22 protein-coding genes are annotated in these 21501 nt (G+C 68.7%); 10 read left to right on the top strand and 12 right to left on the bottom strand.

Going from position 1 to position 21501, the window contains the following annotated elements:
* Window positions 1-10 precede the first annotated feature (10 nt).
* From ACI1US_RS01585 to ACI1US_RS01575, 3 genes are all read left to right on the top strand, one after another.
* Window positions 11-463 (top strand): hypothetical protein, encoded by a 453-nt coding sequence (locus ACI1US_RS01585; protein ID WP_461637604.1) that lies wholly within the window; start codon window positions 11-13, stop codon window positions 461-463.
* A complete protein-coding gene (locus ACI1US_RS01580) occupies window positions 450-797 on the top strand; it encodes a transcriptional regulator (RefSeq protein ID WP_461637602.1) in 348 nt (115 codons plus the stop codon). Before ACI1US_RS01585 ends, ACI1US_RS01580 begins: the two co-directional genes overlap by 14 nt.
* Before the next feature lie 82 nt (window positions 798-879).
* Complete coding sequence (locus ACI1US_RS01575) at window positions 880-1776, top strand: TIGR01777 family oxidoreductase (RefSeq protein ID WP_461637600.1); 897 nt, start codon at window positions 880-882, stop codon at window positions 1774-1776.
* Here ACI1US_RS01575 and ACI1US_RS01570 read toward each other — a convergent pair.
* Window positions 1773-3215 carry a cryptochrome/photolyase family protein gene (locus ACI1US_RS01570; protein WP_461637598.1) on the bottom strand — a complete coding sequence of 481 codons (1443 nt, stop codon included), beginning with the start codon at window positions 3213-3215 and terminating at the stop codon, window positions 1773-1775. The genes ACI1US_RS01575 and ACI1US_RS01570 overlap by 4 nt on opposite strands.
* Window positions 3216-3377: 162 nt before the next feature.
* On the opposite strand from ACI1US_RS01570, the gene ACI1US_RS01565 reads away from it, so the two are divergent.
* The 4 genes from ACI1US_RS01565 to ACI1US_RS01550 all read left to right on the top strand — a co-directional run bounded on the left by ACI1US_RS01565 (window position 3378) and on the right by ACI1US_RS01550 (window position 6183).
* Window positions 3378-3854 (top strand): PaaI family thioesterase, encoded by a 477-nt coding sequence (locus tag ACI1US_RS01565; RefSeq protein WP_461637596.1) that lies wholly within the window; start codon window positions 3378-3380, stop codon window positions 3852-3854.
* Window positions 3855-4330: 476 nt separating this feature from the next.
* Window positions 4331-5731, top strand: coding sequence for a magnesium transporter (gene mgtE / locus ACI1US_RS01560; protein ID WP_416549690.1), 1401 nt, complete (start codon window positions 4331-4333; stop codon window positions 5729-5731).
* 26 nt (window positions 5732-5757) lie between these two features.
* Window positions 5758-5889, top strand: a complete 132-nt coding sequence (locus ACI1US_RS01555) for a hypothetical protein (protein ID WP_461637594.1) — start codon at window positions 5758-5760, stop codon at window positions 5887-5889.
* A 105-nt stretch (window positions 5890-5994) separates the two neighbouring features.
* The gene (locus ACI1US_RS01550) at window positions 5995-6183 is read left to right on the top strand and encodes a hypothetical protein (RefSeq protein ID WP_416549691.1); all 189 of its coding nucleotides are present in this window, start codon (window positions 5995-5997) and stop codon (window positions 6181-6183) included.
* Window positions 6184-6202: 19 nt separating this feature from the next.
* Here ACI1US_RS01550 and ACI1US_RS01545 read toward each other — a convergent pair whose 3' ends face one another.
* The 7 genes from ACI1US_RS01545 to rplS all read right to left on the bottom strand — a co-directional run bounded on the left by ACI1US_RS01545 (window position 6203) and on the right by rplS (window position 13637).
* Window positions 6203-9277, bottom strand: coding sequence for an aminotransferase (locus ACI1US_RS01545; protein WP_461637592.1), 3075 nt, complete (start codon window positions 9275-9277; stop codon window positions 6203-6205).
* Between the two features lie 68 nt (window positions 9278-9345).
* Window positions 9346-9942 carry an RdgB/HAM1 family non-canonical purine NTP pyrophosphatase gene (gene rdgB, locus ACI1US_RS01540; protein WP_416549694.1) on the bottom strand — a complete coding sequence of 199 codons (597 nt, stop codon included), beginning with the start codon at window positions 9940-9942 and terminating at the stop codon, window positions 9346-9348.
* 60 nt (window positions 9943-10002) lie between these two features.
* The gene (gene rph, locus ACI1US_RS01535; protein ID WP_416549695.1) at window positions 10003-10737 is read right to left on the bottom strand and encodes a ribonuclease PH; all 735 of its coding nucleotides are present in this window, start codon (window positions 10735-10737) and stop codon (window positions 10003-10005) included.
* A complete protein-coding gene (murI, locus tag ACI1US_RS01530) occupies window positions 10734-11600 on the bottom strand; it encodes a glutamate racemase (RefSeq protein ID WP_416549696.1) in 867 nt (288 codons plus the stop codon). The genes rph and murI overlap by 4 nt, the downstream gene beginning before the upstream one ends.
* Window positions 11601-11737: 137 nt before the next feature.
* Complete coding sequence (locus ACI1US_RS01525) at window positions 11738-12367, bottom strand: ribonuclease HII (protein WP_416549697.1); 630 nt, start codon at window positions 12365-12367, stop codon at window positions 11738-11740.
* 43 nt (window positions 12368-12410) lie between these two features.
* Window positions 12411-13115 carry a signal peptidase I gene (gene lepB, locus ACI1US_RS01520; protein ID WP_416549698.1) on the bottom strand — a complete coding sequence of 235 codons (705 nt, stop codon included), beginning with the start codon at window positions 13113-13115 and terminating at the stop codon, window positions 12411-12413.
* A 174-nt stretch (window positions 13116-13289) separates the two neighbouring features.
* A complete protein-coding gene (rplS, locus tag ACI1US_RS01515; RefSeq protein ID WP_416549699.1) occupies window positions 13290-13637 on the bottom strand; it encodes a 50S ribosomal protein L19 in 348 nt (115 codons plus the stop codon).
* A gap of 234 nt (window positions 13638-13871) precedes the next feature.
* Here rplS and ACI1US_RS01510 point away from each other — a divergent pair, with 234 nt between their 5' ends.
* A complete protein-coding gene (locus ACI1US_RS01510) occupies window positions 13872-14153 on the top strand; it encodes a hypothetical protein (protein WP_461637588.1) in 282 nt (93 codons plus the stop codon).
* A gap of 646 nt (window positions 14154-14799) precedes the next feature.
* Complete coding sequence (locus ACI1US_RS01505) at window positions 14800-16959, top strand: RecQ family ATP-dependent DNA helicase (protein ID WP_461637586.1); 2160 nt, start codon at window positions 14800-14802, stop codon at window positions 16957-16959.
* A gap of 39 nt (window positions 16960-16998) precedes the next feature.
* Here ACI1US_RS01505 and ACI1US_RS01500 read toward each other — a convergent pair whose 3' ends face one another.
* From ACI1US_RS01500 to ACI1US_RS01490, 3 genes are read right to left on the bottom strand one after another with little or no spacing between them, the layout of a single operon-like run.
* Window positions 16999-18030, bottom strand: a complete 1032-nt coding sequence (locus tag ACI1US_RS01500; protein ID WP_461637584.1) for an Fpg/Nei family DNA glycosylase — start codon at window positions 18028-18030, stop codon at window positions 16999-17001.
* Complete coding sequence (locus ACI1US_RS01495; protein ID WP_461637582.1) at window positions 18031-18522, bottom strand: ribose-5-phosphate isomerase; 492 nt, start codon at window positions 18520-18522, stop codon at window positions 18031-18033.
* Between the two features lie 10 nt (window positions 18523-18532).
* Complete coding sequence (locus ACI1US_RS01490) at window positions 18533-19153, bottom strand: mycothiol-dependent nitroreductase Rv2466c family protein (RefSeq protein WP_461637580.1); 621 nt, start codon at window positions 19151-19153, stop codon at window positions 18533-18535.
* 21 nt (window positions 19154-19174) lie between these two features.
* Between ACI1US_RS01490 and ACI1US_RS01485 the strand changes: the two genes are divergently transcribed.
* Window positions 19175-19882 (top strand): DedA family protein, encoded by a 708-nt coding sequence (locus tag ACI1US_RS01485; RefSeq protein WP_461637578.1) that lies wholly within the window; start codon window positions 19175-19177, stop codon window positions 19880-19882.
* Window positions 19883-20490: 608 nt separating this feature from the next.
* On the opposite strand, the gene ACI1US_RS01480 is transcribed toward ACI1US_RS01485, so the two are convergent.
* Window positions 20491-21450 (bottom strand): aldo/keto reductase, encoded by a 960-nt coding sequence (locus tag ACI1US_RS01480; protein WP_416549700.1) that lies wholly within the window; start codon window positions 21448-21450, stop codon window positions 20491-20493.
* Between the last annotated feature and the right edge of the window lie 51 nt (window positions 21451-21501).

Genomic DNA, 21501 nt, shown 5'->3' with positions numbered 1-21501 from the left:
ACTTTCCAGCATGGAAAAAGAGCCTGCTCCCGCCGAATCGCTGACCGCTCTCGAAGCCACGAGACAGCTCAACGCCGAGCGGCTCCAGCGCCCCAAGCGCTACTGGACGATGCTCGGCCTCATGCTCGCGGTGTTCGCACTCATCCCGTACATGCGCAGCTGGCCCGAGATCCTCCAGTACATCATCCCCGTGATCCTCTTGCTCGGTATCGCCGCGTTTGCGGCGTGGAAGCAGCCGACCGCGGTGCGCAAGATCCGCCTCTCCGGCGGCATGAAACTCACGCTCATCGGGTTCGCGCTGATCGGCGGCATCATCGGCGGGCTCAGCAACGCACTCTACGCCGAGCACGGCTGGTGGTGGCTCCCAGTCACCGCAGCAATCCTCCTGTTCCTGTTCGCCTCGTTCGGCGGACGCGCGATGGACCGCTCCTGGGCGAGGCGGGCGAGCCGTGGCGGGAACTGACGCAGGAGCGCTGCCGGGAGCATCGCTCGACCCGGTGATCCACCCGCTCCCCCGCCTGCGGATCTGCGCGCTGCTCGACCCCGTGACCGAGGAGGAGTTCGGCGCGCTGCGCGAGCTGCTCGGTGTCTCTGACTCGGCGCTGAGCAAGCAGCTCGCCGCGCTGAGCGATGCCGACTACACGGGCCAGCGGCGGGCGATCCGCGGGGGCCGAAGCCGCGTGTGGGTGCGGCTCACGCCGCAGGGGCGCCGCGCCTTCCGCGCACACGTCGCCGCACTCACCGAACTTGCCGCGATCCACCCGCCCGGCTCTGCCCAGCACACCAACAAGGAATAGGCAAGCACCCCTCCCGTCTCCCGGCTTACTGCCCTAGTGTGGAGACATCATCGTCCGCAGTTCGGCAGCACGGGGGCAGCACATGAGCTCAGGCAGCATCGTAATTTCCGGCTCCTCAGGGCTGGTCGGCGGGGCACTCGTGCGCTCGCTCCGCGCGGACGACATCGAGGTCGTGCGGCTCGTGAGGCACACGCCCCGCGCGACAGGCGAGGTGCAGTGGGACCCCGAGCGCCCGCTCGATCCCGCAGTGCTGGCCGGAGCCCGGGCCGTCGTGAACCTCAACGGGGCGAGCATCGGCAAGCTGCCGTGGACGAAGGACTATCGACAACAACTCATCGACTCACGGCTCACTTCCACGCGTACGCTCGCCGGCGCGATCCGCGAGCTCGGCGACGATGCACCGCACTTCGTCTCGGCCTCCGCGGTCGGCTTCTACGGAGACCGACCGGCCGAGCGCCTGACCGAAACCGACGTGCCGGGAGACACCTTCCTTGCCGAACTCAGCGTCGATTGGGAGGCCGCCGCGCTCGAGGCCGGCCCCACCGCACGGGTCGCGCTGCTGCGCACGGCACCGATCCTGCACCCGCAGGGCGTGCTCAAGCCCCTCATGCTCCTCACCCGTCTCGGCGTAAGCGGGCCGCTCGGCGGCGGGCGGCAGATCTGGCCGTGGATCTCGCTGCCCGACGAGGTGCGGGCGATCCGCCACGTCATTGACCGGGAGCTCACCGGGCCCGTCAACCTCACCGGCCCGGAGGCCGCGAGCGCGAACGACATCGGCCGCGCGATCGCCGCGGAGCTTCGCAGGCCCTACCTCGTGCCGGCACCCAAGTGGGCGCTGCGGATCGTACTCGGGCGGGACGCCGCCGACTCGCTCCTGCTCAGCGATACCAGGGTCGTGCCAGCGGCGCTGCGGGACTCGGGCTTCGAGTTCGAGCACCCGACGGTCGCCGCCGCGGTGGCCGCGGTGCTCGCGAGCTAACCAGCCCCGCCTTCACCGCGCTCGCGCGGGGCGAGCTTGATCGATTCGTAGGCGGCGAGCGCCCGCACTCGCGTCTCGCGGAGGTCGACGAGCTGCGGCAGCATCACCGAGTCCGGGGCCCACCGGTCGACGTAGCGCCCCTCGGGATCGAACTTTTTCTGCTGCGTCTCCGGGTTGAAGACCCTGAAGTACGGTGCCGCATCGACCCCGCAGCCAGCGACCCACTGCCAGTTGAACGGGTTGCTCGCGGCGTCGGCGTCAACGAGCGTGTCCCAGAACCAGGCCTCGCCGACGCGCCAGTCGGTGAGCAGGTTCTTCGTGAGGAACGACGCGGTGACCATGCGCACCCGGTTGTGCATGAAGCCGCTCTGCCACAGCTCTCGCATGCCCGCGTCGACCACGCCAAAGCCGGTCTCGCCGCGCTGCCAGGCGGTGAGCTCACGGGTGTAGGCTCGCCCGGGCTCGCCGCCCGCAAGCTCGCCGCCCGCGGGCCGTCGCCAAGGGAATCCGTCGAACTGCGGGTTGAGGCCACGCTCGTGCAGACCAGGCGCGGCTTCACCGGCGGCGTCGAGGCCGGAGTGATGAAACAGCGTGTGCCACGCGAACTCGCGCCAGCCGAGCTCGGAGAGGAACATTCCGACGTCGACGCCGGTCTCCGTGGCCGCAGCGAGCGCCGTGTGCCAGACGGTGCGGGGACTGATCTCGCCCCACCGGAGATACGGTGAGAGCTCCGACCCAACGTCTACTGCCGGGAAGTCCCTGCGCGCTCGATACTCGGGTGCGCGCTCTTCGAGGAAGCGGTCGAGGTGGGCAAGCGCGGTCTGCTCGCCGGGGGTCCAGCGGGCGGCCAGTCCGCCAGCCCAGTCAGGCGTAGTCGACTGCAGCTCCCAGCTGTCGAGGCTGTCGCTCGCGGGCTGGTGCGCGGCAGGCGTGAGCGTTTCGGGTACCGGCACCGGCGCGGCGGGCGCGGGCTGCGCGAGGCAGGCACGCCAGAACGGGGTGTACACGCGGTACGGGGTACCGGTCGCGGTGGCGACTGTTCCCGGTTCGAAGAGGAGGCCCCCGTGGAATGAGTGCGCCGCGATCCCCCGCCCGCGCAGCCCCGCCTTCAGGCGTGCGTCGAGATGCCGTTCGGTGCCGTAGCGGCGGTTCCAGAGCACCCGATCCACCGCGCACTCGAGCGCGACATCGGTGACGACCTGCTCCGCGGGCCCGCGCCGGAGAATCAGCGGGACCCCGCGCGCTGCGAGGCCCGCGCGCAGGCTCGCGAGTGACTCGTGCAGCCACCAGCGGGCTGCGCCCCCGAGCGGCCGGGATTCTGCGGACTCCTCGTCGAGCACGTAGAGGGCGATGATCCCGCCGGGATCCTCCGCCCCCGCGCAGAGCGCTGGGTGATCGGCGAGCCGAAGGTCGTCGCGGAACCAGATGAGTGCTGTCACCGCACCAGGATACTTCCGCGGCCCGCCGCCATGCACGACTCGCACTCCGGTCACCTCGAACGGGGGTGAAAAGCTTGCGATCGGCGACAAAGACCGCACGCCTGGCCGAAATCTCGTGTTAAGTAGGTATTCGACAGCTATCAGCAAGACGAAGGAGTCACAATGAGCGGCATCGATCTCTGGGGCACGGACGCAGCAGCGCACGCGGAGGGGTTTAACAGTTGGCCGACGCTTGCGACCCAGGGGGTGAAGGTCGTCGAGCTCGCCGACGACTTCACACGCGCGGTGATTCGCATGGACATCACCGAAGAGAACGCGAACTACATGGGAACTGCGTTCGGGGGCTCGCTGTTCTCGATGCTCGACCCGTTTCTCGTGATCCTGTCGGTGAATCAGCTCGGAGGCGACTACGTCGTGTGGGACAAGGCCGCCGAGATCGAGTTCATCGCCCCGGGTGTGAGCTCGGTGCACGCGACCATCGAGATGCCGCCGGAGACCGTCGCCGAGCTGCGGCAGGCCGCCGAGGGTGGCAAGAAGGTGCTGCGGTGGTTTGAGATCCCGATCACCGCGGAAGACGGCTCGCTCGTTGCGAACGTGCGCCGCCAGCTCTACGTGCGCGAGCGCCGCAAGGACGCGTAGCGGGTGGGGCGCCGCTCCGCTCCGGTTCCAGCGCGACTCCGCTCCGGCGCGACTCCGCTCCGGCCCAGCCCAGCAGACTCCTGGTCAGTTTGCGCCACCCTCCCGCGATTTTCGCGGGCATTTTGGCGCAGAATGACCAGGAGTCCCTCGCGCCGCAGTCACGCCGACCTGCGACACCCACAATTCGGAAGAGGCAGTTTTGTCGTGCGCGCTCTAGCGCTGGTACAGTACCTGCGTGCAGTCTCGTAGCTGCCACCCCGTGCGTTCGACCGAAGTGAGGTGATATCCGTGACCAGTGACAGTTGTAGTCCTCGGCCGGATCTCGTGTTCGCCCGCTTCGCGCACCCCACGGCGTAGCGGCTCACTCGCCGTCCGGCTCCCTCTCGGGCGCCGCACTCGCATCGCGCCCGCATTCTGTTTTGCGTGCGCAGCTCAGCCGCGTGCGCGCCCCACGGCGAAGGAGCGACGCCATGACCATGCCACCCGCACACACCGAGCCAACCGCACCCGCCCAGCCGGTAGCGATCCAGCAGACGAAGACGCAGGACGAACTCGTCGACAGCATCACCCAGCTGTACGCTGCCCGCGACCTCAGTGCGATCACGCGCGAGCTGAGTCCGGTGCTCGCGCCCGACATCATCCCGGTGTTCGAGCGGTTGAGCGGCAAGCAGCGCGCGGTGATGTACCGACTGCTCCCGAAAGATCGGGCGGCGGAGGTCTTCGAGATCCTCGATCCCGCTTTGCAAAGCGACCTCCTCCACGGCCTGCAGGACGCGGAGGTCGCGCAGCTCTTCAGCGACCTCGACCACGACGATCGGCTCTGGCTGCTCGACGAGGTGCCCGCGGCGCTCGCGACCAGGCTGCTGCGCGGCCTCCCGGAGCAGGAGCGCGTGCTCACCTCTGCGCTGCTCGGTTACCCGCAGGGCAGCGTGGGCCGGCGCATGTCGCTCGAGTATGTGTCGACGCGGGCGAGCTTCACGGTCGCGGAGACGATGGATCGGCTCCGCGAGCGGCTCGACGACGCCGAGACCGTGTACACGATCCCAGTACTCGATGATTCACGCCACGTTGTCGGCGTCGTGAGCCTGCGCGAGCTGCTCGCGGCCGACGGCGCACTCGTCATCGCCGACATCATGAACCCGGTGCACACGGCTGGCGCGATCGAGGACGCTGAGCAGGCCGCCAGGCGCTGTGCGGACCGCGCGCTGCTCGCGCTCCCGATCGTGGATCGGGAGGATCGCCTCGTGGGTATGCTCACGATCGATGACGCGATCCGCATCCTCGAGCACGAGGAGAGCGAGGACGCCGCGCGTCAGGGCGGCACCGAGCCGCTCCGCCGCCCGTATCTCTCGACCCCGGTCGGCGCGCTCGTGCGCTCGCGCGTGATCTGGCTGCTCGTGCTCGCGGTTGGCGCGACGCTCACCGTGCAGGTGCTGTCGGTGTTTGAGGCGACGATCGAGCAGGTCACTGTGCTTGCGCTCTTCGTGCCGCTACTCATCGGCACGGGCGGCAACACCGGCAACCAGGCGGCGACGACCGTCACGCGCGCCCTCGCGCTCGGCGACGTGGGGTCGCGCGACTTCTGGCGAGTGCTCACCCGTGAGCTGCGCACGGGCGCGATGCTCGGGCTGCTGCTCGGCACGCTCGGCTTCGCGATCGCGGGCGTTGCGTTCTCGGTCGAGATTGGGCTCGTCATCGGGCTGACGCTGCTCGCAGTGTGTACCCTCGCGGCGGCGGTCGGCGGCTGCATGCCGCTGCTCGCGCGCGCGGTGAAGGTCGACCCGGCCGTGTTCTCGAACCCATTCATCTCGACGTTCGTTGACGCGAGCGGGCTCATCATCTACTTCCTCATCGCGCGCACCATCCTCGGGCTGTAGCGGGCACGCCTGGGATACTTACCCCTATGACCGCCGTCGCGCCCACGGATCCACCGCAGCCCGCGCGGGCGAGCGCTCTCGTGCCCGACCGCGTGCTCATCGCGGGCCTCACGGGTTCAGGCAAGACCACACTCGCCCGCAGGCTCGCGGAGCGCTGAGGGCTCACGCACGTCGAACTCGACGGCCTGTACCACGGGCCCGGCTGGAGCCCGCGGCCCGAGTTCCTCGACGATGTCGCCGAGTTTGCGGCGAGCGATCGCTGGGTGACCGAGTGGCAGTACACGAGCAAGGGGGCCGGCGCGATCCTCGAGCCGCGGGCGCAGCTCGCGATCTGGCTCGACTATCCGTGGCAGGTCGCCCGCAGGCGGCTCGTCTCCCCCGCTGAGACGGAGGCGTGGCTCAGGGAGCAGCCGCTTCGGCGGCACCCAGGGCCGGCCGCGAAGCACGACTAGCCAGGCGAACCGCGCCCCGCTACCAGCCCTCGGTGAGCACCCGGTCGAGCTGCGCGACCATGAAGTCGGCGCTCTCCGCGCTGAGCGTCAGCGGCGGCTTCACCTTGAGCACGTTCGATCGTTCGGAGGTGGTGAGCACGACGACGCCGAGTTCGCGCAGCCGCTCGCAGATCGCTGCGGCCTCGGCCGTTGCGGGGGCGAGCGTCTCGCGATCGCGCACGAGTTCGACCCCGAGGTAGAGCCCCTCACCGTGGATCGGGCCGACAATCTCGTGCCGCTCGGCGAGCTCACGGAAACCCTCCGTGAGCCGCGCGCCAACGAGGGCCGCGTTCTCCTGCAGTCGCTCGTCGCGCATCGCGTCGAGCACCGCGATGCCGACCCGGCACGACAGCGGGTTGCCGCCCGCTGAGGAGAAGAACTGGCCCTGGCTCGCGAGCGCGTCGGCGATCTCCTTCGTCGTGATCACGCCGCCGAGCGGGAAGCCGTTGCCCATCGGCTTCGCGATCGAAATGATGTCTGGCACGACGCCGGACTGCTCGAAGCCCCAGAACGAGGAGCCCATGCGGCCGAAGCCAACCTGCACTTCGTCGGCGATGCAGAGACCGCCCGCCGTGCGGACGCGCGCGTAGGCGTCGGTGAGGTAGCCGTCGGGCAGCAGCACGCCGCCCGCGTTGCCGAGCACCGACTCGCAGATGAACGCGGCGACCTCGCGGCCCTCGGCGGCGAGCCTGGCGAGGTCGTTGCCGAGATCCGCCGCGTAGCTCGCGCCCACCTTCGCGTCGCCGGCCTCGCCCCGGTACGTTCCCCTGAACCGGTTCGGCACGTCGGCGACGTGCACCCAGTCGGGTCGGTTCTCGAGGGCGAATGGGTTGTCGTATGCGCTCGTCGTCACCGCATCGCTCGCCATCGTCCAGCCGTGATAGGCCTCGCGGAGCGCGACGACGGTCTTGCGACCGGTCGCGGCCTGCGCGAGGCGCAGCGCAAGATCCACAGCCTCCGAGCCGCTGTTCACGAGCAGCACGGTGTCGAGGCCCGTGCCCTCCGGCAGCAGCGCGAGCAGCCGCTCGCTGTACTCGGCGAGCTCGCGGTAGAGGAAGCGGGAGTTCGTGTTGAGGGTCCGCGACTGCCGGCTGATCGCATCCGCGACGCCGGGGTGGCCGTGGCCGAGACCGGTGACGTTGTTCACCATGTCGACGTAGCTGCGGCCCGTCGTGTCGACAAGGTGGTGCCGCCAGCCGCGCTCGATCTGCATGGGGGTGTCGTAGTAGCGTTCCTGCGCGCTCGCGAAGATGCGCTCGCGGCGCTCCTGCTCGTCGCCGGACTCGTCGCGTTCGGCGAGCGAGGGCAGGCCGAGGAGCGGTGCCGGATCCTGGGTGAGCCTGCGCCACGCAGCCACCCGCTCGGGTGCCACGAACTGCGCGCGGCCGGGGGCCGGCGGCGTGACCGAGAGGATCGCCGGGGCAAGCCCCGACACGGCGTCCGCCCGGCAGAGCATGAGTGACATCTGGCGTGCCCGCGCTGCCTCGGGGAGGGTGGCGACGGGATCGCCCGCGGCGACCTGAGCGCCCGCAGCAACCGCAGGCACTGCCCCGTCAAACGACGCGAACCAGCCGTCGCCTGTGTCGAGCAGCAGGCCGCGGCCCGTCACCGAGACGACGGTGCCCGCAAGCGGTGTGGTGACCTCGGCGGCAGCGCCCGGCGCGACCCAGATCTCAGTGCCGAGCGGCCAGGTCGCTGCGCTGTCGGCCGCGTCGACCGCGGTGCGCGTGAGGCGGTAGACGCCGTACGGGAAGACCGCGGCGCCCACGCGCCCGGCGAGAGCCGCGCTCCCAGGGGTGGCGCCGGAGAGGGCCGCGCCCGCGAGCTCAGCATCGGCGTCTTCGCCCAGCCACTTGCCCGCGTCAAGCGCGTCTGATTCGACGCCGGGGTCGAGCACGCGCACGTCGCCGAGCAGGCCCGGGAGCAGCGCGCGCAGCGGTGAATGCGAGGTGGCGGCCTGGGCCGGAACCTCTGGCGCAGGCACCGCGGGCGAGGCCTGCAGCTGCAGCCCGCCGTCCGCCGTCGGCTCGCCGATGAAGCCGAGCCGGGCGAGCACCTGCTCGGTCATCTCGGTGAGCGGGAAGCGGGTGGCCGCATCAAAGATCGCCTGCTCCCCTGCGATCCGTTCCCTGGCGTACTCGTTCGCCCCGTCGATCTCGAGCTGCCGCCAGCCGCTCGCGACGAGGAGCGCGGCGCGCAGCACGACGAGGGGCCAGAGCGCGCGGGCCTCGGGCACTGACACGGGAGCGGCGGCGTGGAACGCGTCGAGCGCACCGAGCGCGCGCAGCGGCCGCTCGGGCTCGTGGTGCAGCAGCGACGCGGCCGTGACCGCGAGCTCGGCGATGCGCCAGCCGTAGGAGAGGTCTCCGAGATCGAGCACGGTGTGCGGGTGCAGCCGGGAGTCCTCGCCCCGGAACCCGATGACGTTGTCGTCGGTGAGGTCGCCGTGGATCGCCTGCACGGGAAGCTCCGCTGCAACCGCTGCGAGCAGCCGCGCGGCCTCCTCCGCTGCTGCAAGCACCCGGGCGCGCAGCGGCCCGTCGGTGATAGCGGTAGCGAGCTCAAGGGTCTGGGCGTACGCGCCCCGCATATCCCACATGTGCTCGCGTTCGAGGCCCTCGTGGCTCAGGCCCGCGAGCGCGTTCACGGAGGCCGCGGCGAGCGATCCAAACTCACCAATCACGCCGGGAGCAAGATAGCCGCAGCTCACGAGCGACTCGCCCGCGATGAACTCGCTGCGTCGCACGGCGAGTTCGCCCCAGCGCTGCACGTGCTCCCCGTCGGTGCCCGGAAGCACGGCGGGCACCGAGACGCCCGCTGCGCGGTACGCGTCGAGCGCGGCGTGCTGCGCCTCGCGTGCGGCATCCTCGAACACGGGATGGTCGACGCGGAGCACCGTGCAGCTGCCGTCGGCAGCCTCGAGCACGAAGTTGCGGTCTTGGTTGCTGCCGAGCTCGCGCGCCACGACGTCGACGCCGTAAAGATCGCTCGCGATCGCGGTCGCGTCGGCCTCGGTCACGTCAGGCCGTACGAGGCCGCCACTAGGGATCGTCACGGGTTCCACCTTTACGCTTGAGCACGGCGTTACACACCTCCGCGCGAGTCCGAATCAACGCTGATGAGTCATTCGCCGAGCAGCTCGGCAATCGCAGGCGCAAGCTGCGTAAACGCACGGGTGCGGTGCGAGACGAGGTTCTTCTCTTCGGGGCGCATCTCTGCGGCCGAGCGCCGCTCCCCCGCAGGCTGGAAGATTGGATCGTAGCCGAAGCCATTCTCCCCGACGGGCGCGGTGAGCAGCGATCCCGCCCACACTCCGAGCTCGCAGACCTCTTCGCCCTCGGGCGTGACGAGCGCCGCGGCGCAGACAAATCCGGCAGCGCGGTGTTCTTCCGCGATGTCGGCGAGCTGTTCGAGCAGGAGCTGCACGTTCGCCTGATCGTTGCGCGCGAGCCCGCCCCACCTGGCCGAGAAGATTCCTGGGCTGCCGCCGAGCACGTCGACAGCGATTCCCGAGTCGTCCGCGAGCGCCGGAAGCCCCGTATGCGCGGCCGCGGCGCGCGCCTTGAGCAACGCGTTCGCCTCAAAGCTCAGACCGTCCTCGACGGGCTCGGGGCCGTCGTAGCCGACGAGCTCGATCCCGGGAATGAGCGGCTCGAGTACGGCCCGCAGCTCGACGAGCTTGTTGGCGTTGTGAGAGGCGAGAACAATCGTTCGTGTCATGGGTAACTCCAAGGATGTTCGAATGAGCCCGACAGTACCAGCCGAGCGTGAAGCGAAGGACTACTCTGCGAGCGCCGCGATCTGCAGCGCGGTGAGCTCCGAGGTGCTCACGAGCGCAAGGTCGAGCAGCGAGTTGAGCTCCGCGCGGTTGAACGGGGTGCCCTCGGCGGTGCCCTGCACCTCGACGAAGTCACCGGCACCGGTCACAACAACGTTCATGTCGGTCTCGGCACCCGAGTCCTCGATGTAGTTCAGGTCGCTGAGGGGCACACCGTCGACGATCCCGACCGAGATCGCGGCAACCGTGTCCGTGAGCGGCTTCGCGTTGCGCGCGATATGGCCGTTCTTGCGCGCCCACTCGACCGCGTCAGCGAGCGCAATGTAGGCGCCGGTGATCGACGCGGTACGGGTACCGCCGTCGGCCTGCAGCACGTCACAGTCGATGACGACAGTGTTCTCGCCGAGCGCCTTCGTGTCGATGACCGCGCGCAGGCTACGCCCGATGAGGCGCGAGATCTCGTGCGTGCGGCCGCCAATCTTTCCGCGCACCGACTCACGCTGCATCCGCTCGTTCGTGGAGCGCGGCAGCATCGAGTACTCGGCGGTCACCCAGCCGGTGCCCTTGCCCATGAGCCAGCGCGGAACCCCGGGGGTGAACGAGGCGGTGCAGAGCACCTTCGTGTTCCCGAAGGAGATGAGCGCAGAGCCCTCGGCCTGCGCACTCCAGCCGCGCTCGATCGTTACCTCGCGCTTTTCGCTCGGCGTACGTCCGTCAACACGGGTGATCTCGGTCATGTTTCCTCCGAAGGGGTGGGCATCAAATCGATGGCTGTGGGGTGTCCGTTGACGACTGCGTCGAGCGAATCGCCGCCGATGCCGAGCATGCGCCGGGCGAGCCGCACGAACTCAGCCGTGTCACCGCCGGTGGTCTCGTAACGGACAGTGGGCGGACCCGCCGCGGGATCGCGCAGCAGCCCGTGCTCAGTGAGCTTCTCAAAGACGAGGTTTGCCGTCTCGATATCGCTCGAAACCAGCGCGACGTCGGGGCCGACGACCTGCCGAATCGCGCCGCGCAAGAAGGGGTAGTGCGTGCACCCGAGCACGAGCGTGTCGATCTGCTCGGCAACGAGCGGGCGCAGGTACTCCTCTGCGACGCGCAACGTCTCGTCGCCGCTCGTCTGCCCCGCCTCGACAAGCTCGACGAAGCGCGGGCACGCCTGCGCGCTGAGGCGCACCTCCGGGCTGGCAGCAAAGTGCTCAGCGTAGGCACCCGACTCAATCGTCGCGGTGGTGCCGATGAGGCCGATCCTGCCGCTGCGCGTGATCGACAGCGCGCTCCGGGCGGTCGGGCCGATGACCTCAACGACCGGCACATCGTAACGCTCGTAGGCGTCACGCAGCACCGCGGCCGAGGCAGTGTTGCAGGCGATCACGAGCATCTTCACGCCCGATGCCACGAGCCCATCGAGGATCTCAAGCGCGAGCCTGCGAACCTCCGCGATCGGGCGCGGGCCGTACGGGGTGTGCGCGGTGTCGGCGGCGTAGAGGATCGACTCGTTCGGCAGCTGATCCCGAATAGCGCGCGCGACCGTAAGGCCCCCAACGCCCGAGTCAAATACCCCGATGGGAGCATCAGCAGAAATCGCGCGTGTACTCACCCCACAAGCTTACCGCTTGGCCCAGCGGCCCCACCTGCCACACGCCTCGCGCGCGACTCCACCGAGGTCTTGCGCTACTTCACCCAGGTCTTGCGCTACTTCACCCAGGTCTTGCGCTACTTCACCCAGGTCTTGCGCTACTTCACCCAGGTCTTGCGGTGCAGCTCGGTCAGGCCATGGTCTGCGATCCCGGCATAGTGCGCTGCCGCTCCGTACCCCTTGTTCGAGGCCCACGCATAGTGCGGGTGTGCCTCGTGTGCCTCGCGCATCACGGCGTCCCGCGCTACCTTCGCGCGCACCGACGCCCCGGCGACGCTCGCGCAGGCGCGATCCGCCCCGACGCGAGTCACCACGTTCAGCGGCGCACGCAGCACCGGAGTCAGCCAGTCGTGCGAACCGTCGAGAATGATGAGCGCGCGATCCACCGCGACCCCCGCAGTGTGCAGCTCAAGCAGAGCGCGCCTCGCGGACTCCCCCAGCATCGCCGTGATGCCACGCTCGTCGATCTCGGCGGCGCTCGCAAACCCGACCGCGCCCGTGCCCCAGGCGTCGACAAGCGGCGCGATCGCCTCGCGTTTCTTCTCACTCAACAGCTTCGAGTCGCGCAGCCCCTCAGGAAACTCGCTGACGCCCGCGATCACCGCCTGCGCACCGACGGCGACGGGCCCGGCGATCGCGCCGCGCCCCACCTCGTCGAGCCCGATCACGAGCGCGTGCCCGCTCGCGAAGTACGCGAATTCGGTCTCGAGCGTTGGATCCTTACTCACCGCGGCACTCCCCGCGCGGGCTGCTCCGCTGGCCGCAGTGGCGTTACTGGGCACGAGCCTCGTCAACCCCGGTGAAGGTGCTATCAGGGCGGCCCATCCAGCCGAGGCGGTCGAGCGGCCAGTTCAGCAGGAAGGCGCGGCCAACGATCTCGTCTTCGGAGACGAAGCCCTTGCCAGGCTGATCCTGGTTGTACCGCGAGTCCTTGCTCGCGTAGCGGTTGTCACCGAGCACCCAGACGGAACCCTCGGGCACGGTGACATCGAAGTCGATATCGGAGGCCTTCGTTTTGCCCTCCGGGATGACAATGTAGGGCTCATCAAGCGGCACGCCGTTGACCGAGATCCGGCCGTTCGCGTCGCAGCAGGTCACCCTGTCGCCGCCGACGCCGATCACGCGCTTCACCACGTACTCATGCGTCGTATCGGCCGCCAGGCCAACTGCCTGCAGCACCTTTTCCACGGGCGTCGGCTTCGTCGCCATCGCCTTCGGGTACAGCCAGCCACCGGGATCTTGGAAGACCACCACATCGCCGCGCTTCACGTCAACGACGTTCGGCACGAGCTGGTTCACAAGGATCCGGTCGTTCACCTGCAGCGTGTTCTCCATCGAACTCGAGGGAATGTAGAAGCTGCGAACGAGAAAACTCTTCAGCAGGAAGGAGATCAGAAACGCGACGATCAGAATGATGAACAGGTCACGGATAAAGCCGATCAGGCCTCCACGCCGTCGCTCCGCAGTCTCGCTCATACTTGGCTCACATTCTTCTTCGCAGACCGCGTGCATAGCGCGCACGGCGACATCTCGTACGCGACGCGCACGGACACAGGCGTGCGCAGTGCACGCGGAAATACAACAGTACCGACAGAACAGGCCCCCTGCCTGAGAAGCGGCGGGGGGCCTGAACTAGTTGCAACAACGCAATTATGCGTCGCGCTTCTCCTTGATCTTCGCCTTCTTGCCGGTGAGGCCGCGGAGGTAGTAGAGCTTTGCACGGCGAACGTCACCGCGCGAAACAACCTCGATCTGCTCGATCGTCGGCGAGTGTACGGGGAACTTACGCTCCACACCCACCTGGAAGCTGATCTTGCGGACGGTGAAGGTCTCGCGAACGCCCTCGCCGTGACGCGAGATGACGACGCCCTGGAACACCTGAATACGTGAGCGGCTACCCTCAACGATGTTCACGTGCACCTTGACGGTGTCACCTGCGCGGAACGCGGGAATGTCGCTCTTGAGCGACGGGGCATCGACTAGGTCGAGCTTCTGCATGATGATCTCTCTCTGCGCCCGCCGCAAGTCGGAACGCGGAATAAAATTGAAAAGAATTTGTGTGCAGTCACGGTACGTGCGAAACCCTCGCGGCAGATTCACACCGTGGCACAAGGATCTATTATGCCACAGAAACCCTCGGGCCCGCCGACGCGCCCCGCCACACGCCGCGCACACGCCGTACACACGCCGTTGTAGCCCTGTCCGCGCGCCTCCAACAGTTATGCTGCCGGTATGGAGAACGATCACACCGCAGCAGATTACCCCGCCGCGCAGGCCGTTCATGAGCCTGCCGAGCTCACGCAGCTCGGAATCGATGAGACTCGCGCTCAGGCCCCGACGCCGCTCTCGCCGAAGGCGAAGCTGACGGCCTGGGCCCTAGGTATCGGGGGGCTTCTTGCGCTGTGCACTCTCATCGTTGGGGCCGTAACCATCCTCGAGTTGGCCAGCCCCTACCTGCGCTACCTCTACTTCCTCTGGATCGGCTCGGGCAGCTCCGACGTCGCGGCGCTCTAGCCGCCTCTGATTTCCGGTCACAAGAGCACCCCCTTCCTGCACAAGCACCCCCTTTCTACGCGCAGAAAGGGGGTGCTCTTGCAGGAAGGGGGTGCTTGCGCGGGCCCCGCGCACGCTGAGAGGTGCCGCGGCTGACACGGGCCGCCTCCCCACTACACCGCGAAGCGGCTCTTCACAGTTGAAGGTGCAGGACATCAACGGGGAGTCGCTACGAGTGCGGCACTTCCCCCACTCGCTGAAAGGCCAAAACCACCTGAAGCGACGAACTCACCTGGGGAGTTGCGATAGGCATACGGCCCGCGCCAATCTGCCCTGCATGGCAAGGACGCGAAGCGCCCGCGGCAGCCGCCAGCACAATCGTCACCATGAGGGCGTGTTGACGCGGAGTGGCTGTGGCCTGACTGCGTTGGGGCTCCCGCGCTCGCTACTCAGCTGGCGGCGCCCGGTAGCTCCGAGCGGTTTCCTCCGCTCCAATGGAGCGCGGCGATGCCCCCTGCTCGCTGCGGCCATCACATTCCCAGGGAGAGGGCGTCCACAGCTCGAGTCGCCCAGAGACCAAACAGCGCCACACAGAGCACGACACAGCGCAGCACCGCGCCACACCAGCCATGCCCCAGCGTCGGGGGTCTCTGCGATGATCGACAGTATGGACACGCACTCGCACCCCGCGCCTGACCACCTCGCCCCACCGCACCCCACCGCGGCCCACTCCACATACGAGCGGTCACTCGCGGTGCTGCGGCAGCTCACGGGCGCGCCGACAGCCGAGTTCCACCCGGGGCAGTTCGAGGCGATCAGCGCGCTCGTTGATGAGGGCCGGCGGGCACTGGTCGTGCAGCGGACCGGCTGGGGCAAGTCCGCGGTGTACTTCGTCGCGACCGCACTGCTGCGGGCACGGGGCGCAGGCCCCACCCTGCTCGTGTCGCCGCTGCTCGCGCTCATGCGCGACCAGGTGGCTGCCGCCGAGCGCGCAGGGGTGCGCGCCGCGGCCATCAACTCGGCCACCGCCGAGGAATGGAACGAGATCGAGGGGCGGCTTGCCCGCGACGAGGTCGACGTGCTGCTCGTGTCCCCCGAGCGGCTCAACAACCCGAGGTTCCGCGAGCAGCAGCTGCCGGGGATCCTCGCGCGCATGGGTCTGCTCGTCATCGACGAGGCGCACTGTATCTCTGATTGGGGCCACGATTTCCGGCCCGACTACCGCCGCATCGCCGCGCTGCTTGCCGGGCTCGAGCGTGAGGTTCCCGTGCTCGCGACCACCGCCACGGCAAACGCCCGTGTGGTTGCCGATGTCGAAGAGCAGCTCGGCAACGACGTGCTCACGCTTCGCGGCTCACTCGCACGCGACTCGCTGCGGCTCGGCAGCCTCACCCTGCCATCGGCGCAGGCCAGGCTCGCGTGGCTCGTCGAGCATCTCAAGGATCTCCCTGGCAGCGGCATCGTCTATACGCTCACGGTGTCGGCAGCCGAGGACACAGCACTCCTGCTGCGCGACGCCGGAGTAAACGCGGCCGCATACACGGGCCGCACCGACACCGAGGAGCGGGAGCGCCTCGAAAACGCGCTGAAACACAACGAGGTGAAGGCGCTCATCGCGACCAGCGCGCTCGGCATGGGCTTCGACAAGCCTGACCTCGGCTTTGTCGTGCACCTCGGAGCACCGTCCTCCCCCGTCGCGTACTACCAGCAGGTCGGACGCGCCGGGCGCGGCAGCGCGAACGCCGACGTGCTGCTCCTGCCGGGTGCCGAGGACGCCGCAATCTGGCGCTACTTCGCCACCGCGTCGATGCCCGATCCCGAGCGGGCTGCCGCCGTGCTCGAGGCGCTCGGCTCCCCCGACTCCGCGCCGCTCTCCACGCCAGCGCTCGAGGCGCGGGTGGATCTGCGCCGCACGCAGCTCGAGCTCCTCTTGAAGGTGCTCGATGTCGACGGGGCCGTGAGCCGCGTCTCCGGCGGCTGGGTCGCCGCGGGCGCGCCGTGGCAGTACGACACCGAGCGCTATGAGCGGATCGCAGCAGCCCGCGAGGCGGAGCAGGCAGCAATGATCGCCTACGAGCTCGGCGCGTGCTGCCGCATGGAGCTGCTGCAGCAGGAGCTCGACGATCCCACGGCCACGCCGTGCGGCCGCTGCGACGTGTGTGCTGGGCCCTGGTATCCAACCGAGGTCACCGGCGCTGCGGCCGCGCAAGCATCGAGCCGGCTCGATTCGTCGGGCGTGCCCATCGAGCCGCGCGGGCAGTGGCCGACAGGCGCCGACAGGCGCGGCGTTCCCGTGAAGGGCCGGATCGCGGTCACCGAGCGCGCCGAGACCGGGCGCGTGATTGCCCGCTTGACCGACCTCGGCTGGGGCGGCACGCTCCGCGAGCTGTTCGCCGCGGGTGCGCCGGATCAGGATCTCCCGGCGGCACTCGTGCCCGCCATCCTCGCGACGCTGCGCGACTGGCCGTGGGAGGAACGCCCGGTCGGAGTGGTCGCGATGCCCTCGCTGAGTAGACCCAGGCTCATCGCCAGCACCGCGGCGCTCATCGCAGAACGCGGCAAGCTTCCGCTGCTCGGCACGCTCGACTTCGACCAAGCGCGGCCTGCGGCTGGGCCGGGTGGCAACAGCGCGTTCAGGCTCGCCTCGGTGTGGGACAGGTGGAGCGTCTCCCCCGAGCTTGCCGCCACGGTTTCCCGCGCCCCGGGCCCGCTGCTCCTCGTCGACGACCTCGTCGACAGCCGCTGGTCATTCACGGTCGCGTCGCGCACGCTCAAGCTCGCGGGCGCTCCCGCGGTGCTCCCGTTCGCGCTCGCTTCGGTCGGGTAGGCCAGCAGCCCGCCGGTGCAGGAGTGCGGAAAGCGTGCCCTACGTCTGGCAGCCCGGGCACCAGTACAGCTTGCGGTTGCCCATCTCCTCGAGCTTGATGTTCACACCGCAGCGCTTGCAGGGCGTGCCCTCGAGCTTGTAGACCCAGTGCCGCTCGTCGCGGTCGACGAGCGCCTTCTGGTACGCCGCACCGACGAGCCCGTCGATCGTGATCATCTGCCCGACCGTAATGCCGATCTCGAGCAGGTGCGCCCAGTCGTCCCACAGCTCCTCGAGCACAGTGCGATCGAGCGTGTTCGCGGGGGTGTGCGGGTCGAGTTCCGCGCGGAACAGCATCTCGGCCCGGTAGACGTTGCCGATGCCGGCAACGACGGACTGGTCCATGAGCACGAGGCCGATTGCCGATTTCTTCTTCCCGGCGCGCTCGACGAAGCGCTCGCGCTCGACGGCGTTGTCCGCGTTCGCCGGGTCGGGCCCCAGACGCTGGATCACCCGGTTCACCTCGGCCGGCGTGAGCACCTCACACGCGGTCGGGCCGCGCAGATCCGCGCAGACCGTCTCGTTGAGCAGCCGCACGCGCACCGCACCCACCGGCTCGGGCGGGAACGATTCGAGGAGGTCGCCTTCCTTGTCCGACTCAGCCATACGCACTCGCGTGCGCCGCGGGGCGCCGATCGAGGTGATCGAGTCCTCGCCAAGGCTGTCAACGGGCGCGTCGTGTGCGGCTGCAGCATCGCTGCCTTTGGTCCCGCTACCCACGTGTTCGCCAGTCTGGCCGAGCTTCGAGTGCCCGGGGGTCTGGCCGTGGATCTGGATCGACGGGTCGATCCGCACCTCGCCCGAAAAATCCCACGCGCCGTAAATGCCGAGGTGGATCCGCAGCCACCGATCCCCCTCGAACTCGAGGAACATCTGCTTGCCAACCGCGCGAGCATCGAGCATCTTGCGGCCGTCGATCTCGGCAGCGCCCTCGACGAAGCGACCCTGTGGGCTCGACACCTCCGGTGCCGTGCCCACAAAGTTCGCTGCGAACTGCCGCGCGATGCGGTGAACGGAATGACCCTCAGGCATTTACAGTGCGTCGACCTGCTTGCCGGCGATCTTGCCGGTCTGTTCGTACTCGCCGAGCTGGGCGATGCGACGCACGTGGCGCTCGTCGCCCGGGAACGGAGTGTCGATGAACAGATCGATGAACTTCACGGCATCAGCGACATCGTGCTGGCGTGCCCCGATCGAGATGACGTTCGCGTTGTTGTGCTCGCGGGCAAGGGTCGCGGTCGACTCGTTCCAGACGAGTGCGGCGCGGATTCCCTGCACCTTGTTCGCGGCCATCTGCTCGCCGTTGCCCGATCCACCGAACACTACGCCGAGCGCTTCGACGCCGTCACGCTCGTCGCGCGCGACCCCGAGGGCTGCGTTGATGCAGAACGAGGGGTAATCATCGAGCGCGTCATATTCGGCAGGCCCGTGGTCGATCACCTCGAATCCGCGATCGCGCAGGTGCTGCTGCAGCTGCTGACTGAACTCGAGGCCGGCATGGTCGGTGGCGACGTGAATACGCATGAGGCTAAGCCTAGCCAAACTGCGGGCCGACGGTGCGGCCGCGCTTGAGCTCGTAGAAGCCGGGCACGCTGGCTGCCGCCGCGATGCCGTCCCAGAGCCGCAGCGCCATCTCGCCAGTCGGCGCGGGGGTCACGACGGGTCCGAAGAACGCGACGCCGTTGATCGAGATGATCGGAACGCCGACGTCGGGGCCTGCGATGTCGAGCGCGTGCTTCGTGTTCGCGGTGAGTTGCTCGTCGCTGGCCTCCGTGTCTGCCGTTGCTGCGAGCGCCGAGTCGAGTCCGACAGCTTCGAGCGCCTCTGTGAGGATCGCATCAATGTCGTCGCGCTCCCCCGGGTGCACGCGCGCGCCAATCTCGGCGTAGAGCTTGCCGACGACGGCGTCGCCCGCCGATCCCCCGCCCGCCGCAACGCGCGCTGCCTCAACGACGCGACCGAAGCGGTGCCCGGCCTCGAGGTGCTGCACGTACTCCTCGTCGGTGTTGCCTTCGTTGATCACCTTCAGGCTGATCGGATGCCACACGATTTCGAAGCCGCGGGCCTCTGAGACTTCCTGCGCCCAGCGGCTGGTCATCCAGCACCACGGGCAGATCGGATCGAAATAGAATTCAACGTTCGGCGTGTTTCCCATGTCCTGATTCTAGGCTGTTTGGTGACAGAGCAAATCGGCTTCGGAGGGAACTGTTTGAGCGCGTGGGAATGGGTCACAAACGCCATCGAGACGTTTGCGCTCGCGACGGTGGAGTCGCCGTGGGTGCTCCTCATCGTGCTCGCGCTGTGCATCATTGATGCGATCTTCCCGCCGGTGCCCTCGGAATCGGTGATCATCGCGATCGCGACCGTGGTGGTCGCCGACCACCCGAACACCCTCTGGCTGCTCGGCGCGATCGCGGCGGTCGGCGCGTTCGCCGGGGATCAGATGGTCTACTGGATCGGTCGCCGGCTCGGGCAACGCAACCCGGCGTGGCTGCGCGGTACACGCGCGCAGCGGACGCTCGGGTGGGCGCGGCGCGCGATCCGGCGCAGCGGTCCGATCCTCATCATGACGGGGCGATTCATTCCCGTCGGTCGCACCGCGGTGAATCTGGCCGCCGGCACCACCCGCTACCCGGCATGGAAGTTCAGCATCGCCGCCGGCTTCGCTGCCGTGTTCTGGGCGGCCTACTCGATCGCGATCGGCGCGATCTTCGGGAACATCTTCGGCAGCCACCCGATCCTCGCGTTGCTGCTCGGGCTCGTCACCGCGTTCGCGATCGGCCTGCTCGTCGAGTTCCTGTCCAAGCGGATCGGTCGGCGCGTGCAGACGCGGCGAATGGCCGCGTTCCGCGAGCAGCTAGCCGAGCGCCAGGCTCCGCAGTAGCGCGCTGCGTGCGGGCGGGCCTCGGCAGCACTCCGTTTGGCGCCGCCGCTCTGGCACCGCGCCTTCGGTGCCGCGCCTTTGGTACCGCGCCACCCACGCATTCCTTACTGCCCCGTTTGCGCGAGCATGAGCCTTGCGCACACCGAATAGCCCTCAGATTGAATAACTCGGGGCGGTGAGGATGGTCTGGCCGGGCTCTTCGCCGCAGAGTGCGTAGTGGGCTATCGGAGACGGCGAGCACCCGTGCTGGGCGCGGCCTTGCCGCAGTCACTGGAAGGCCCAAGCACTCGGGCCCGACGAGCCAACCGTGGAAGCTGCGAAATGCACACGGCCCGCGCCCTTCTGCCATACGTTGGCGTGGGCGCAAAGCGCCCGCGGCAGGCTCGCAACTGGCGCCGCCCGGTTACTCCGAGCGGCGAAGAAGGCACGCTCTCAATAGCGCTCAGAAGCCATGTCCTCAGCGAAGTCAGGAGCGGGGAACCGTAAAAGAGCCATGACCTCGCTGAGGCCATGGCTCTTGAGCGCCCCTAAGTGCCCTGAGTGCTCTTGAGCGCCCCTGGTCGCCGAGCCCTGCACCAGCACACGCGAAGAGCGGCGGGGCGGGTGGATCAGGAGTCGGCGGGCACCGGGAACAGGGCGTCGATCTTGGCGCGCTGCTCGGGGGTCGGCACGAACGCCGCACCGGCGGCAGCGTTCTGCCGCACCTGCTCCGGGGTCGTCGCCCCGGCGATCACGCTCGAGATGGGCTCGTGTGTGAGCATCCAGCCGAAGGTCGCCTCGAGCATCGTGACGCCCCACTCCTCGCAGAGCGCACGGTAGGCGTCGAGCGCGTCCCAGTTCGCGCCCTCGGCGACGTGCGCGCGCTGCCGCATGATGCGGGAGTCGGCCGGGAAGTGGTCGCGCGTGAACTTGCCGGTGAGCAGGCCGTTGGCGAGCGGGAAGAATGGCAGCAGGCCGAGGCCGAGCTCGCGCGCGGCGGGCGTGACCGAGACGTCGCTCTCGCGGTTGATGAGGCTGAGCTCGTTCTGCGCGCTCACGAACGGTGTGACGCCGAGCTCTGCGGCGACGCGGGCGGCCTCGTGCATCTGCTCGGCCGAGAAGTTCGAGTGCCCGATCGCGCGCACCTTCCCCTCGCGCACGAGTTCGTCGAGGGCGCTGAGTGTCTCGGCGATCGGCGTCGTCTCGTCGGGCATGTGCATCTGGTAGAGATCCACATGGTCGGTCTTCAGGCGGGTGAGCGACCCCTCGATCGAGGCCCGAATGAACTCGCGCGAACCGCGAGCCCCCTCGTAGGGCGCGCCCGAATCGGGGTAGCCGAACTTGGTGGCGAGCACGATCTCGTCGCGGCGACCGGAGAGCGCCTCCCCCATCATTTCTTCGCTGCGCCCGAAAGAGTAGCCGTAGAGGTCTGCGGTGTCGAAGAGGGTGATGCCGGCGTCGATCGCGGCGTGGATCACGGCGTCGGTGCCCGCCTGGTGCTCGGTGGCGGAGCCCGGCCGGCCGAAATTGTTGCAGCCGAGACCGGTAGCGGAAACGAGGAGGTCAGAGGATCCGAGTGCGCGAGTCATATCCTCACCCTATTCGCCCTGGCCGATTTCGTCAGCACGTAGACAGTCTGC

This window comes from Leucobacter sp. BZR 635, from assembly GCF_048061935.2.
Classification (GTDB): Bacteria; Actinomycetota; Actinomycetes; order Actinomycetales; family Microbacteriaceae; genus Leucobacter.
Note: the sequence above shows the minus strand (reverse complement) of the source record. Positions and strands in the feature narration are given on the sequence as shown.